This window comes from Neobacillus dielmonensis (genome assembly GCF_000612665.1).
Classification (GTDB): domain Bacteria; phylum Bacillota; class Bacilli; order Bacillales; family Cytobacillaceae; genus Neobacillus; species Neobacillus dielmonensis.
Window position 1 is genome coordinate 39,621 of record NZ_HG942078.1, and the last position, 14,026, is coordinate 53,646.

12 protein-coding genes are annotated in these 14,026 nt (G+C 38.9%); 4 read left to right on the forward strand and 8 right to left on the reverse strand.

Annotation, left to right across the window (positions count from 1 at the left end):
* Nucleotides 1-722: 722 nt before the first annotated feature.
* From galU to BN2425_RS18520, 3 genes are all read right to left on the reverse strand, one after another.
* A complete protein-coding gene (gene galU / locus BN2425_RS18510) occupies nt 723-1,598 on the reverse strand; it encodes a UTP--glucose-1-phosphate uridylyltransferase GalU (protein WP_042462547.1) in 876 nt (291 codons plus the stop codon).
* Nucleotides 1,599-1,718: 120 nt separating this feature from the next.
* Nucleotides 1,719-4,337, reverse strand: a complete 2,619-nt coding sequence (locus BN2425_RS18515; RefSeq protein WP_052352961.1) for an Ig-like domain-containing protein — start codon at nt 4,335-4,337, stop codon at nt 1,719-1,721.
* A 133-nt stretch (nt 4,338-4,470) separates the two neighbouring features.
* Nucleotides 4,471-4,767, reverse strand: a complete 297-nt coding sequence (locus BN2425_RS18520) for a hypothetical protein (protein WP_042462549.1) — start codon at nt 4,765-4,767, stop codon at nt 4,471-4,473.
* 312 nt (nt 4,768-5,079) lie between these two features.
* On the opposite strand from BN2425_RS18520, the gene BN2425_RS23380 reads away from it, so the two are divergent.
* Nucleotides 5,080-5,208 (forward strand): hypothetical protein, encoded by a 129-nt coding sequence (locus BN2425_RS23380; RefSeq protein ID WP_264757818.1) that lies wholly within the window; start codon nt 5,080-5,082, stop codon nt 5,206-5,208.
* 331 nt (nt 5,209-5,539) lie between these two features.
* Entirely contained in the window at nt 5,540-6,163 is a 624-nt protein-coding gene (locus tag BN2425_RS18525; RefSeq protein WP_042462551.1) for a hypothetical protein, read from the forward strand.
* 39 nt (nt 6,164-6,202) lie between these two features.
* Here BN2425_RS18525 and BN2425_RS18530 read toward each other — a convergent pair whose 3' ends face one another.
* Nucleotides 6,203-7,111 (reverse strand): CPBP family intramembrane glutamic endopeptidase, encoded by a 909-nt coding sequence (locus tag BN2425_RS18530; RefSeq protein WP_042462553.1) that lies wholly within the window; start codon nt 7,109-7,111, stop codon nt 6,203-6,205.
* 319 nt (nt 7,112-7,430) lie between these two features.
* Entirely contained in the window at nt 7,431-8,441 is a 1,011-nt protein-coding gene (locus BN2425_RS18535) for an acyltransferase (RefSeq protein ID WP_042462555.1), read from the reverse strand.
* Nucleotides 8,442-8,749: 308 nt separating this feature from the next.
* Between BN2425_RS18535 and BN2425_RS18540 the strand changes: the two genes are divergently transcribed.
* Nucleotides 8,750-9,046 (forward strand): hypothetical protein, encoded by a 297-nt coding sequence (locus BN2425_RS18540; protein WP_042462557.1) that lies wholly within the window; start codon nt 8,750-8,752, stop codon nt 9,044-9,046.
* A gap of 39 nt (nt 9,047-9,085) precedes the next feature.
* Here BN2425_RS18540 and BN2425_RS18545 read toward each other — a convergent pair whose 3' ends face one another.
* The 3 genes from BN2425_RS18545 to BN2425_RS22605 are packed head-to-tail and all read right to left on the reverse strand — an operon-like array spanning nt 9,086 to nt 11,940.
* Nucleotides 9,086-10,852, reverse strand: a complete 1,767-nt coding sequence (locus tag BN2425_RS18545; RefSeq protein ID WP_042462560.1) for a hypothetical protein — start codon at nt 10,850-10,852, stop codon at nt 9,086-9,088.
* Nucleotides 10,853-10,865: 13 nt separating this feature from the next.
* Nucleotides 10,866-11,798 carry a hypothetical protein gene (locus tag BN2425_RS18550; protein ID WP_042462561.1) on the reverse strand — a complete coding sequence of 311 codons (933 nt, stop codon included), beginning with the start codon at nt 11,796-11,798 and terminating at the stop codon, nt 10,866-10,868.
* Entirely contained in the window at nt 11,791-11,940 is a 150-nt protein-coding gene (locus BN2425_RS22605) for a hypothetical protein (RefSeq protein WP_154663551.1), read from the reverse strand. The genes BN2425_RS18550 and BN2425_RS22605 overlap by 8 nt, the downstream gene beginning before the upstream one ends.
* Before the next feature lie 220 nt (nt 11,941-12,160).
* Between BN2425_RS22605 and BN2425_RS18555 the strand changes: the two genes are divergently transcribed.
* Nucleotides 12,161-13,930 carry a vWA domain-containing protein gene (locus BN2425_RS18555; RefSeq protein WP_042462563.1) on the forward strand — a complete coding sequence of 590 codons (1,770 nt, stop codon included), beginning with the start codon at nt 12,161-12,163 and terminating at the stop codon, nt 13,928-13,930.
* Nucleotides 13,931-14,026 lie beyond the last annotated feature (96 nt).

The following is a 14,026-nucleotide window of genomic DNA, read 5'->3' on the forward strand; positions in this document are numbered from 1 at the left end:
GAATGGTAATAGCCCTGCGATTCCAATCCTTTGTCCCCATGGGAAAGGTCATAGGAAAGAACTTTTCAGTGCTATCTGCGTAGATGGGATACACAAAGATGCCATATTGCGCTTCTTCCTGCAGCCCCCTTGCATTCTTCACATTGTCGGCCTTTGACATGGCGGTTACCGTCAATTCTTTGGCTATGGTTTGGTTGACATCCACAATCTGCAAATAATGTTGGTCTGGGTCATTTACCGTATTCCGCTTAATGATTACCCCATTATTTCCTTGAAATCCGGCATCAATTTGCCCAGGATTATCCGTTGACCGAAGCCATCCAACCGGTGGGCCATTTCCGTTTTCCTGCTTTTCAAAACTGCTGTTAATAACCGGATTGTAAGAAGTAGAAACAGACCCTTCCTCCAGTTGCACCTTGTCAAACCATGCCAATCCGGTTCCGGCTGCATTGTCGTGGGACAATAACATTTCGACCTTGATCTGTGTGGTATCAGATTCCGTTTGAAAAGTGATTTGCCTTCTGGTCCAATCCTGTGTTCCAGTCATAAATTGGTCTGTGATGTAAGTAGGTTGCAATTGTGCATTTAATAAAGTAACCCGCATAAATGCTTGAGAGTTGTTTACCACTTCTTGGGTTTTTATCCATCCACCCTCTCTTGTTGTAAACAAAAACCCCCATTATCGTCATTGAGGACAATAAGGGGGTTCACTGTTTAAAGGTTTATTCATTTTTCTCCAATTGACTTGCCATGAATTGTAACAATTGGTCTCTTATTTCATCGTTTTGCAGGGCAAATTCGATGGTTGTTTCGATAAAACCAAGTTTTTCCCCGACGTCATACCTTCTGCCTTCAAATTCATAAGCAAACACGCGTTGGATATGGTTGAGATTTTGGATGGCATCCGTTAATTGGATTTCGCCGCCGGCCCCTATTTCTTGTTTTTCTAAAAACATAAAGATTTCAGGGGTGAAGATATATCTTCCGATAATGGCCAAATTAGAAGGAGCTGTTCCTAGTTTTGGCTTTTCAACAAAGTTTCGAACTTGATAGGACCTGCCATTTTGCTCAATCGGATCGATTACTCCATATCGATGTGTTTCTTCTTCTGGTACCTGTTTAACACCTATAACAGAGGAATGAGTCTTGTCATACAAATTAATTAATTGTTTTAAACAAGGTGTTTCCGCTTGAACAATGTCGTCACCAAGTAATACGGCAAAAGGTTCATTTCCTATGAAATTCCGGGCACACCATACCGCATGGCCAAGCCCTTTTGGTTCTTTTTGTCGTATATAGTGAATGTCAGCCATTTTGGAGGGCTCCTGAACCTTCTCTAATAAATCAAGTTTATTTTTATTGATCAATGTTTGCTCTAGCTCATAAGCATAATCAAAGTGGTCTTCTATTGCTCTTTTTCCTTTACCAGTAACAATAATGATATCCTCAATACCAGATTCGACCGCTTCTTCTACTATATATTGAATCGTCGGTTTATCTACGATTGGGAGCATCTCTTTTGGCATGGCTTTGGTTGCAGGTAAAAAGCGGGTGCCCAAACCTGCTGCAGGGATAATCGCCTTTTTTATTTTCTTCATCAACTCTCGACCTTTCCTCCTTTTAATTATCCTGTGAGAAAGGACATTCATCAGGTTTAATAGGGTTATTTTTCCATAATCAAATAAATTATTTCATAAGAAACAAGAACATGTCAAAATTTATTTTCCATTTGAAAATATTACGGTTGCGGGTGCTAACGTAGTGACGCTGCCATTTTCTCCAGTTTCTTTTATGGAAATGGTATGACTCCCATCAGTATATTTTGTTGTATCAATTAAATAATGAAAGCCGGCATTCGCATTTTTAAACTCAGGAAAAGCCGCCTTAACATCTGGACGTCCATCACCATAAATCGCTTGTCCTGCTGCCTGCCCGTCTACTAATACTTCAATCTTGGAAACCCCAGCTACATCTAAATACCAGCCTGACACTTGGGAAGTGCCATTCATATTGATTCCAGATGCAGGGGCGTCTAGATACCCTTTAACATTTGAAATGGTAATGGTTACGGCCGGCAAGGTAGTGACACGGCCATTTCCGCCATTTTCTCTAATAACAATGGAATGGATACCATCATTCCATCCTGTTGTATCTAAGTCATAATGAAAACCGCCATTCGCATTCTTATAATCCGGGAAGGCATGTTTGACATCCAATCTTTGGTCACCATAAACGGCTTGGCCTGCTACCTGTCCGTCAACGACTATTTCAATCTTTGACACACCGCTTCCATCTAGAAACCAGCCTGATACGTTCGTGACTCCTTTTGCGTTGGAACCAACCGCTGGAGCATCCAAATATCCTTTTACTTCATTCGAAAAACTTACCTTTATATCCGGCAATGTTGTGGTTCGTCCATTAATTGCTGTTTCTTTAACAGTAATGGTATGAGTCCCGTTATTGAATCTTGTTGTATCCAATAGATAATGGAAACCTGAATGAGCGTTAGTAAACTCAGGATAAGCCCGGTTGACGTCTTCTCTTTCATCCCCATAATCCGCTGTACCTGCCACTTGTCCATCCACTAGAACTTCAATCTTTGATACTTCACCAATATCCAAGTACCAGCCTGATATAGTGTTTTTCCCTTTTAGTGTGGTATTTGATGCCGGCTGATCTAAATAGCCTTTAACGTTTGAGAAGGATACCGGTACAGACGGCAATGTCGTTACACGCCCATTTGTTCCCGTTTCTCTTAAGGTAATTTCATGTGAGCCGTCACTATATTTGGTTGTATCCAGAGCATAATGGAAGCCGGCACTGCCGTTGTCATATTCAGGAAATGCTGTTTTTACATCTGGTCTTGAATCTCCATAGACCGCTTGGCCGGCCACTTCCCCATCGACGAGAACTTCTACTTTAGAAGTGCCGCTTTCATCCAAGAACCAGCCAGAAATGGTATAGTTTCCTTTCAAACTGTTTCCTGAAAATAAATTATCTAAATACCCTTTTACATTTGCTATCGTTATATTCTTTACTGGCAATGTGATTTCCCGGCCAGTTGCACTTGTTTCTTTAACCGTAATCGTGTGGTTCCCGTCATTATATTGTGATGTATCCAATGCATAATGGAAGCCGGCATTCCCATTATTGTATTCAGGATAGGCTTTTTTCACATCTGGTCTGGCATCTCCATATACCGCTTGCCCCGCCAACGCTCCATCAAGAAGAACTTCTACTTTCGAAACGCCACTTTCATCAAGAAACCAGCCTGATACGTTATGTACGCCTTTTATACTAATATGCTCAGCAGGACTGTCAAGAACTCCATGAGTATTAGATATAGAAAAAGTTCGTTCAGGTAATGTCGTCACATATCCATTTTTCCCAGTTTCCCTTATTGCAACGGTATGATTGCCCCCGGCTAAAGTGGATATATTCAAGAGATAGTGAAAACCTGCATTCCCATTTTGGTATTGGGGATATGCATTTTGCACATCCGGCCTCGAATCCCCATAAACCGCCTGGCCAACCACTCTACCATCCACTAAAACTTCTACCTTCGAAACACCGGTCTCATCTAAAAACCACCCAGATAGGTTATAGTTGGTATTGATTCTTATACCTGGTGCAGGACTATCGAGCATGCCAATGGAAGAAGAATAAGTCATTGCCTGTCTGCCAAATTGTTCCCATCCACGTAAAAAAGCACTACGGGATACTTTACGATTTTTTATGTTTGCTAGCGGGTCGTTAAAGTAAACATAATTGTTATCATACCCCGTTAATACCACACTGTGTTCATGATAAGTCATCGTTAACGGACCAATCGGTGTTTGGATGGTTTGCCATTGGCTGCTAGGCACCGTATCAAATGTGCTTGTTGTAATAACCCAAACTGGCTTGCCACGGTCTAACTGGCTTAAGATGGCATCAAACGAATTTCCTGTTAAATCTATCATATTCGTATATTGGCTTGCCAGCTGATAAACTGGGCCATGATAAGCCGAGTATCCAATAGAGCGGCCAGTAATATCACCTACAAAGCCAGTGTTGGGGTTTCCCCAGTATATCGTGCCTCCAACATTACGATATGGTGTAGGATCTTTCTTCACTTGATTGGCGAGTGTCATTTTGTCTACCAGAATTCCCTTATATCGAAAGAGCATAGCTAAACTAGTGACTTCACAGCCATTTTTTAATTCTGGCAATTGGGAAATCAAAGGAACATTTAGCGGACCCTGCGCATATGTCGATGATGGAACCGATAAACAACAGGTAAACAGTATCCCCAGCATGAAGATAAAAGGAAGAATTCCATTTTTACCAATATTCAATTTTTTCAACTCCTACGATTCTCTTGTGAAAATGTAACGAAAGATCGTTGCAACTATTATTCTAGCAAGAATAACTCGTTATACAAAGATATTTTCACAAAATTCATAGAATGAACCTAACCTCTTTCTTATGCTAATACTCAGATCTAGTCTCTATACTGTTGGGGAAATGCACTGAGCTTATATTGTTTTTATACATTTCTATGGTGACATTGAACTCTTTTAGTATTTTTCTTTGAGCATCTACTTTTCTTCTATACTCGTCGCGAAGCTCTTCTAATGAACAGAGCTCCGAATATTTTAACGAAAGAATGGACTTTTGAATCCATTTGTTTATTCTTTGTTGCTGATTTTCATAATGCTCGATATCTTCTTTAATTAAAGTAAGCACGAATCCTATTTGTTGCTCGGTTTTGACTGACTTTCTCAAAATCCTCACCTCAATACCTTTTTTAAAATTATAATCTCTGATTTGTATTTTTTGATTATAAAGGCTAAATCTTAACAAACCCTTAACAGGAAATTTAAAAAATGATAGGAATAAACATTCCCCTTTCGCATACGGTTGCGTTCTATAAAGGCCATTTAAAGTTTGACAATATGTATGATTTCTCGGGAAATGAGGATGACTAGCTTTGATTATTTCGAATTAAGTCGGAAATTATCGAATTCTATTGGTTTCCTATGTTTTCCAACTGATATATGATAGAAATTAACTACTACTTTTATAGGAGGTTTAAATATGCCCCTATTGCATATGAAAGAGATCTCCACTCCTTTAAAATGGTTTGGCATTAAATTTTTCCGCGATCATGAAGGCTATACATACATCAAAGTTGGAAGCCGGCCCCGTAAACGATTATTTTCCTAGCTAAGTCGTTTTTTTCCATGCATTAAATAAGCCATAGGATTATCAGTACTTTCAATGAATGATATAAAAGGAGTGGACCTCAATCGAAACAGGGTGCCGGAATAGGGACACCCTGTTTCTCATTATGGTATTTGTTGAATTTGTCCTATTGATAAGAGTCACAATAACTCTTAATTGTAGCTTCAGAGATTTTAATACAAATTTCATTACTTTTTTACAAATTTCTCCCTGTTTATGATACATTAGTAGCACAAGACACTGGGACGTTCTCTGCTTCACTATAACGAAAACAAGAACGGCTCCCATGTACAATTGGAACGGAGAGCTTATCATGTTGACGGAAGCCCAACAAAAGGTAAAGCAGGAACTGGAAGAATTGAAGCTAAAAAGTTTGTTCCAAGAAAACACAGAAGTTTTTCTTCCAGTATCGGTGCAGCCCAAAACGAGATGGCCGGTTTATTTAATCACCTTTCTGGTTTTGAGTTTTATTTTTTGCTATATGACGGTATCGCTTTCAAAACCCTCCCAGCAAAATATTCGCTCCTATTTATCCAAAGAATTGGATTATAATCGTAAAAGTAACAGACTCTTGGCTGATGTCCTAGAAGCACATACACTAGAGCCGCAACAGGCAAAAAGTGAACAGCTCCAGTTACTCGAAAAGACTAAAAGCCTTTCAGTTCCTAGTGGCTTCCAAGATCATGGAGAGGATTTTCTTTCGCTGCTAGAACATAGAAGTATGATTTTAGCCAACTTGGCTGAATCTAACAGCATTGATTCTAATACACTTAACCGATACCTAATGGAGTTAGAGGTAAAACAAGAACTAGCACTTGATAGCCTAATGAAGGCATTAGACAAACAAGGTATCCCATATAATTCGAATCGTGATGGTTCAATCCAATACCAGATTGAACAAAAGTCTTTCGAATTTACCTTGAAACCAAAACCCTGACCTACAGAAAAGAGACTGCAACCATTTGCAGCCTCTTCCTTAAAGCTCTTTTGTTATAGCAACAACATCCACTGTCTCCTGCTGCTTCAATTGTCGTTGTCTCGACTTATCCCAACTAAACATAATGATATGAATAATCATGACTAGTAGTCCAAACAGCTCAACCGCGTAATCGAAATAGTACCACGATAAAGTAGCTGTTATATCATAAAACGAATGGATTAGCACTGTCACCCATAGGTTGCGTGTCCACAACAGGATGATCCCAAACAAAAATCCCATATTGGCAAATGTGACAATCGCCCCAATTTTAACTGGCCATGGCTCAACCGTATCTAACGTATGGTCAACACCGAAAAAGATCGATGTCCAAAACAGGGCCAGCATGACGAAGATATCTCTCCTCCCCGTCTCCCAACGGCGTGAAAAGATCTTTTTACAAACTATGAGGATCAGTATCATATAGGAAAGCCGCCAAACCTCTTCTAAGCCAGCAAGCGAATCCGTGTATATATCCGCCCCAATGGTGTCCACTTGATCGATAAGTGTCCAGAGTGGAGTGGGTTGCGCTTCATCTTCTATTCCATAGTCTCCTGAAGTCTGTGTCAAAGTATAATCTTCGACGTATTGCTCATAATTCATGCTGAAATCATCAAATGTGTAGCTTGAGTAAATATTGACTACGTAGCTGCCGAGAAAAAAAATCAAAAAGCCGCCTGTAAATTGGAGCATAAGCCTGCGCTTTGGCCTTTGATCAATCGTTTGTGGCTGAAGGTGGCGATGTAGCTTTAAACCGACAAAAAAGGACGAGACCATCAAAGCATCATATAAGGTACTAGCCAAATAGCTGTAACGATTCAAATAGAGGAGAATTTCTGCCCCAAATGTGACCATCAGGATGGCCACAAACAATTTTTTGGATATCGTTTCGGTTAAATTTGTTGTCATACAAGCCTCTCCCTGGAACAAAATAATGCTTTTTAAAACCTAAATATCACTTATTTTGTTAATAATCGAACAGCCAGTATCCCAAAACTATTTAGTATAACGATGAATATGAAACAAGCAATCATCCACTTCCCAAACCTAGACATGGCCAGCACCCCTTAGACGAGTGTAAATCTCCTGAGAAAAGACTAACATATCATAAGATAATAATAGTAATAATTTAACATATTGCGAGTTAAATATCATTAACAAATATACAAACCGATTTGCATATATTTTTTTCCCCTACTACTTTACTATCATAATTTAACGTTAGATTTTATCTTACCTTAATAAGTTTATGTCGGATTAGAGAAACTAAAAACGACAGACCAAAAGTAGAAAATACGATTGGGACGGCATAATAAATCACCTGAGGCTGCGACTTAAATACATTAGTAAATACATATTGATAAACAAATTTATCTGTAATATTGGAGGCTAAATAAATATCAAGAGACAATATAGAAATAAGCGAAAGGATTTTTGCAATAAAGTTTACTTTAATATTAATGTCATAAAATAAAAGGAAGAAAATTGTTGCATGAATGACAACTACCAGAGAGGAATAATAACCTGCCGCCCCTGTAAAGTTTCCACCGTTAGCATAATGAACCTCAATAAATGTTTCCAACAAGGTGATTAAGAGGAGTGCAACAGCACCGGTCAACTTATTGACTTTCACTTGATACTCCCTGATAAAACTTCCAATCAAATAATAGGTCAATGGATAAATGCCTACCCAAAAGTCAGGAAAAAAAAGGACTTCTCTCGCTTTAAGATTAAAGAATGTTGGAACACCTGTAATAAAAAGGAATACAAGAATTAACACGACCTTTTGTTTCTTGGTTGCAATGTTTTTATAAAGTATATTGATATAAGGGCTAAGTAAGAATAATCCAATAAACATATTTATATACCATGAGTAGTTGTTAGCATTGAAATTTAAAACCATTGCCAACCATTCTATTGCAGTCTTATGTTCTTTAAAATAATATTTTCTTACCATAATCGCTATTATTGAATAAAACAGATAAATGATTAAAATGGGGATAATTTTCTTGAAATACTGTTTGGTTGGCTTTTTTTCAAGTTGCAAATAACCTGTAATAATTAAAAATAAGGGTACACAGATTAAGAAACTCATTCGGGCAAAGACTTGTACATCCATATTTTTCCCAATTAAGGGTGTTGAATAAAACTCAGTATTTAAAAAGAAATGAACAGAGACAACAAAAAACGTAGCAAATACCTTTACTAAGTCAATTCCAGTTTTTCTGTTAGATATCATGTTGAAGGATCCTTCTTCCAGTTCTGATCTACTTGTAAAACTTTCTATGCCACAATAACTATAGTATTAAATTATATAAAGTATAAAATGTCAATAATCTATTTTTCACCGGATACCTGTTCAATATTTAGAAATAACGTTTAGTTATTTTGTAACTATACTCCGAGTACGCTTTCTTATCATCTCCGCTCAAAATCCATTCTATCAATGTTTAATATTGTTATTTTCTGGATACAACGTTCATATGATGTACAAGCCAGCAGTGTCCGACTTCCTAGTTATATAACTTTTGAATAGGGGTCATATAGATGAGACGTTTCATTTCCATTATTTTTGTTTTAATCCTTGTAGTTGTGTTGTCATCTACAAATCCGAAGCGGTCCGAGTATATTGACTGGATGAATCAGCAATCAATGGACCAGTCTTCCAACATTCTGCAGAAGGGCTTTTTGTCAGTGGCCGGAAAAACTATTTTCGATGCGGGAACCACAGAAAAGGACTATTACTTGTTTACCATCTATAAAACAGACTTTTCTGATGTTGGTATGGGAACGGTCACCGCTCTGGGGATCTTTAATCAATTTATTCCGCTCTCAAAAAAATAAAGAAAACAGGCTGACATCCTGTGTCAGCCTGTTTTATGTTTATTCCACCTTTTCCACTTGGAAAACAGGAACCTGTACGGTTTCACCGGTATCCGTTGTGATGGTGTCATAGCTATTAAACGTACCAATGAAATAAGAGCTATAATAGCTATTTATCTGTGAAGCACCCTTAAGGAGTAAATAACTAATTTCAGGCTGGTAAGTAGCATAATTATAGGTTTGGCTAATCTTTACCAGCGGCCCTTTACTGGAGTTCGTTTCAATACTGGCATTAAACCGTACCTTCTGCCCGTAATACTGGGTAATATTCTGAACATTAATATCTATATAATCCACTTTAATTTTTGAAAAGCGGAATTGCCCATAATAGTCTGGTTCATAGTAGGCCAACTCCCCTTCTCCTTGACCGACAGGGTTATCAACCAAAAGCATCCCATCCGGTTCGGCCGTAAGATTATCAGCCTCAACGTTAAGGATTTGGTCCAGCGTGTTGCCCTTGACCTCGTAAGCCATGTAACGGTGCTTGCGGGTGGTAGATTTAGCATCGACAAAAATCATTGGCACATCGGAACCAGTGAAGCTGTTTTTCAAATCCAGCTTATTAACAGTTGTACCACTTGGAAGTGTCCCGTTCGAAACTGTCATATCCTGTTCACCGGTCAGTTTGCCAAAATAAACGCTCCCATCCGCAGCAACAGCAGCCACTGCACTATCTGCCCCCCACTTATTTCGGACATTGACGAACTGTGGAAATTCTTTGTCAGGATATAATCGCTGCAGAACACGAATTGGTTCATATCGATCCCAAGCCAAGTTGGTATCAGCAATTAGCTGTTCGGTGTCCTCTAACGGTTTCAGATCCTCATAGAGTTTCACCGCATCCTCATACTTGTTAACTTCTGCCAATTTCTTGGCATTTGATAGTAACTCATTCTTAGTTTTTTCAATATAGACGATGACATTTGATTCGTCCATTTTCGCTGACAGCTTTTTAATGGAGTTCGCCTGTTCAGCAAAGGCAGCATAGTCCTTAGCTTCCATAGAGGTTTTTAGGACCTTTAGTAAATACTCATCAAGCGTCGAGACCAGCCATTCACTGTCAATCGAGAAGCTAGATAGCATCCCGAACTGGCGGTTGGCTTCTGAGACAAGGTCTATTAATGATTCATCTGCTGTAATCAGTTGGTTCAATTGGTCCTGATAATATTTTAAAAATATGTCTTTAATTTCGTTTGTTTTGGCGAATTTGCCACCATAATATTCTGCAGGAATCTTATTTAGCTTGTTATAGATGGTTTCTTCATTATCCTTATTTTTTAGACTGGCAATCTCTTTACTTTTTATTTTTGAAAAATATGACTGTAAATCCTTATCGAGTCCTGTCAAGGCTAGCATTTCTTGATACATGTCTTTTTTGACTGGGCTTGCCCCAAGCCATTTTTTCTGATTGTTTTGCCATTCCTCATATATAACCACCAATTCTTCCAAATTCTCGTGGTCATAATCGTCGGCTGCTTTTTCATCCCAATCCTCCATTTTCTCGCGGATAGGGGACAGGATGGATAGCTTTTCATTTATTTCCTTATTATGATCGGTAACCGCAACGTTTAGCTTTGCAGCCCGGAACATTTTTTCTGCTGCAACTAAATCACCTTTTTGAAAGAGATTCATGGCCTCTTCAAAAACAGACAGCTTCTCATGAGCAAGAATAATCTTTCCACCAACGAGAACCAGCATAAGGACAAGCAAAATGAGAATAAAATTTCGTGAAAAGTGAACTTTTTTATAGACGGTCAGTTTAAACATATGCTATTCCTTTCTACGAAACAAACCGCTTGAAATCGGGATCGTAATTGTACTTCACAGAAACCAAACTTTTTGTTTTATCGCCTAGGCTTCCCCAATTGATATCAGGATTGGCATGAAGAATACTGCAAAGCCTCAATACCCTTTCTTTTGGGAAATAGTCGAGATATTCCTCAATAAACTCTGAAAACTCCATTATATAAAGCTTCATTCTCAGTGCCGTTCCCGCCACCGTAATCAGGGAGTCCATTCCAAAGTCCCTAATAACCTCTTCTTTAAATTGAACAAAATAGCCAATACATTTTTTGGTCACCAAGCTGCGATTAATTTTGATGGCCTCTAATGTATACGTGACAAAATCTGGGTCATAGCCTGAGGGAACAAGCCCTTCAATCTCCAGTTCCATATCACTGCGCAAGATCATATCATTCAATAACTTTACCTGACGTAACTTTATCGCATCGTTCAAGATAAAGTCGCCAATTTCGCGATACTTTTCATATGCCATTGATAGCATGTTATCCCTCGCTTCTTCCTCGGCCAACACCGTATCATAGTGGATACCGGACTTTATTTTTGAAAGGTCACTACGGAGCAGTAACTTAAGCTGTATGAAGTTTTCAGATTTAAAGTAGAAAAAGGTCAAAACCACATACAATAAACAAAAGACTAACCCGGCTATTAAGGAGTAGTACAGCGTTTTTACAGTAGGCGCACCGACAATTCCTATACAGACCAAGATTAAAATTAGACAAGCTTCATTAAACAACTTATTTCTTACGATGGATTTTATCAGACTATCCAATTCCACAAAGGTGGAGCCGCAAGTTGGGCAGTGATGATCTTTTAACACAGAGTAGCGATTGCATTTTTTGCACATTTTCAGCTTTTGAAAGCGGAACTTGGTCCGATTCTTTTTCGTCAATTGTACTGCCTGCTTAGCCATTGGCTTCCCCCTCATTCAGCATGATGATTAATTCATCATCGACTTCTTGAAAGTTGCCGCTGTTTCGTTTATTTTTCATCAACTTATAAGCTTTCCAACAAAGAATGATTACTAGAAGACTAGTAAAGCCAATGCTATACATATAAAATTCCCCTTTTGTTTTATTATGTGACAATTTTCCACAAAATTTCCCATTATTTTACCAAAAAATACATTACCTTATATTATTCTAGTACTATTATAATATTTCTAGACGAGAATTGTTTGGGAAACTACTGGTAACGGTGGTAAAATGGTAGTATCATGCAATTTTTGCGGTGATGGATCGAAATTACAGGAAAACTGCTTAGTGGGGGTTCACAATGTTTAAAAAATGGATTAGTAGTTTTATTGTCATCACTATTCTTCTTTGGCATTTCAGTTTGCTAAATTCACTGGCGGCCAGCCCGATAAATTCCAGCTCCCGGATTGAGGGAATGCTGGTTGTGGATGTCAGCAATTCGATGAAGAGCAGTGATCCCAATAATATTAGCAGTGAAGCGATGAAAATGTTTGTCGACATGGCCTCCCTTAAAGGAGATAAAATCGGGGCTATCGCCTATGCCGATAAAGTCATGCGTGAAAAGGCGCTTGTCTCGATAAATTCGGAACAAGACAAGCAAGATTTAAAAGACTTCATCGATTCCGTGGACAAATATACTTACACAGATTTATCAGCGGGAGTGAAGGAAGCCGTTAAAGTTTTAGATTCCAGCCATGAACAAGGCTACTACCCGCTAATCGTTCTTTTGGCGGATGGAAATAACGAACTGGACCCTAAAGGCTCCAGGACACTCGACCAGGCAAACGCTGATTTGAATCAAGCAGTTGCCGATGCGAAAGCAAAAGGGTATCCGATTTATACAATCGGGTTAAACGCCAATGGCAAGCTCAATAAAGATGTCCTCTCGAATGTGGCATCCAGCACGAATGGAAAATTCTTTGAGGCGAATTCAGCTGACCAGCTTCCGGATATTCTCAGCGAAATTTTTGCCAATCACTTAAAATTAAAAATCGTTCCGGTGGACGAGATGGTGGCAAATGGTGACTTCCAAGATGTAAAAATAAATGTCCCGAACGAAAATGTCTTAGAAGCCAACATTTCCATGATTTCCAGCCAGCCAGTGGAAGTGAAGCTCGTGGATCCATCTGGCAAAGAAGTCCCTATTCCTTCCGACCAAGCCCTGCTTTCTCAATCACGGACTTATTCGATGGTGAAGCTCACCAAGCCGCTACAGGGAGATTGGACGCTTAAAGTCAAAGGAGTTCCCCAAGATAAGATTGATATCAACCTGATCTTTAACTACGACTTGCAGCTAAAAATGGACCCACTATCCAAGCAAAGTTACAAGTCTGGAGATACGGTGAAAATTAATGCCTATTTTGAAGATAACGGGACCCAATTAACAGATACAGCCATTTATAAATCAATGAAATCCAAAGTTTTAGTAAAGGATCTGGACAATGGAAAAACAGAAGAGGTCAGCTTATCAGCTGGAGATAAAGGCTTTTCCGGCCAGTTTAAACTGGGGAATTCAAGCAGTTATGAAGTAAACGTAAAAGCAGAGGATAACAGTTTCTTCCGTGAAACGGCACCGCAAAAAATTACGGTGCAAAAAAAGGCTGCTGTACCTATAACAAAATCTAAAACAGATGAAGATAAACCATTCCCATGGCTAACAGCAGCTCTCATTGCCTTGGGTGTCCTAATAATGGCTGTCTTGCTCTACTTCCTAGTTAAAAAGTGGAAAGAGAACAACCGCGGCTTCAGCGGACAAATGGTGGTTGAAATAAAGGATGAAGATACCGGTGAACGATCCAATCCGCAATATAGAAAATTAAAAGGGTTTAAAGGAAAATTCCAACTTCATCAGCTATTGGGACTAAATCCGGAATTTGCCGAGACCAATCAAATTGTCTTTAAACCAGCTGCCGGTGATTCGCTACTTATTATAAATCAATCCAACTGCACTATTGAAAAAAGCGGCAGGGCGATTGACGCTAAGAAAGGCCAGATCATTAAACGGAACGACCGCTTGAGAATTGTTTTAAAACAAGTGAATAAATCCGTTTATATTGAATATATCAGTTAAGCAGTCACATCCTGTCAGGTCCATTAACAAGGGCCTGACAAAATAATGAAGCTAAACGTTCATTTTTAACGTCCATATTTTATAGGAATTGCAGCC

Coding starts and splice junctions, on each gene's coding strand:
- galU (WP_042462547.1), bottom strand. CDS start 1,598: ATGAAGAAAATAAAAAAGGCGATTATCCCTGCAGCAGGTTTGGGCACC.
- BN2425_RS23380 (WP_264757818.1), top strand. CDS start 5,080: ATGCCCCTATTGCATATGAAAGAGATCTCCACTCCTTTAAAATGGTTT.
- BN2425_RS18525 (WP_042462551.1), top strand. CDS start 5,540: ATGTTGACGGAAGCCCAACAAAAGGTAAAGCAGGAACTGGAAGAATTG.
- BN2425_RS18530 (WP_042462553.1), bottom strand. CDS start 7,111: ATGACAACAAATTTAACCGAAACGATATCCAAAAAATTGTTTGTGGCC.
- BN2425_RS18535 (WP_042462555.1), bottom strand. CDS start 8,441: ATGATATCTAACAGAAAAACTGGAATTGACTTAGTAAAGGTATTTGCT.
- BN2425_RS18540 (WP_042462557.1), top strand. CDS start 8,750: ATGAGACGTTTCATTTCCATTATTTTTGTTTTAATCCTTGTAGTTGTG.
- BN2425_RS18545 (WP_042462560.1), bottom strand. CDS start 10,852: ATGTTTAAACTGACCGTCTATAAAAAAGTTCACTTTTCACGAAATTTT.
- BN2425_RS18550 (WP_042462561.1), bottom strand. CDS start 11,798: ATGGCTAAGCAGGCAGTACAATTGACGAAAAAGAATCGGACCAAGTTC.
- BN2425_RS22605 (WP_154663551.1), bottom strand. CDS start 11,940: ATGTATAGCATTGGCTTTACTAGTCTTCTAGTAATCATTCTTTGTTGG.
- BN2425_RS18555 (WP_042462563.1), top strand. CDS start 12,161: ATGTTTAAAAAATGGATTAGTAGTTTTATTGTCATCACTATTCTTCTT.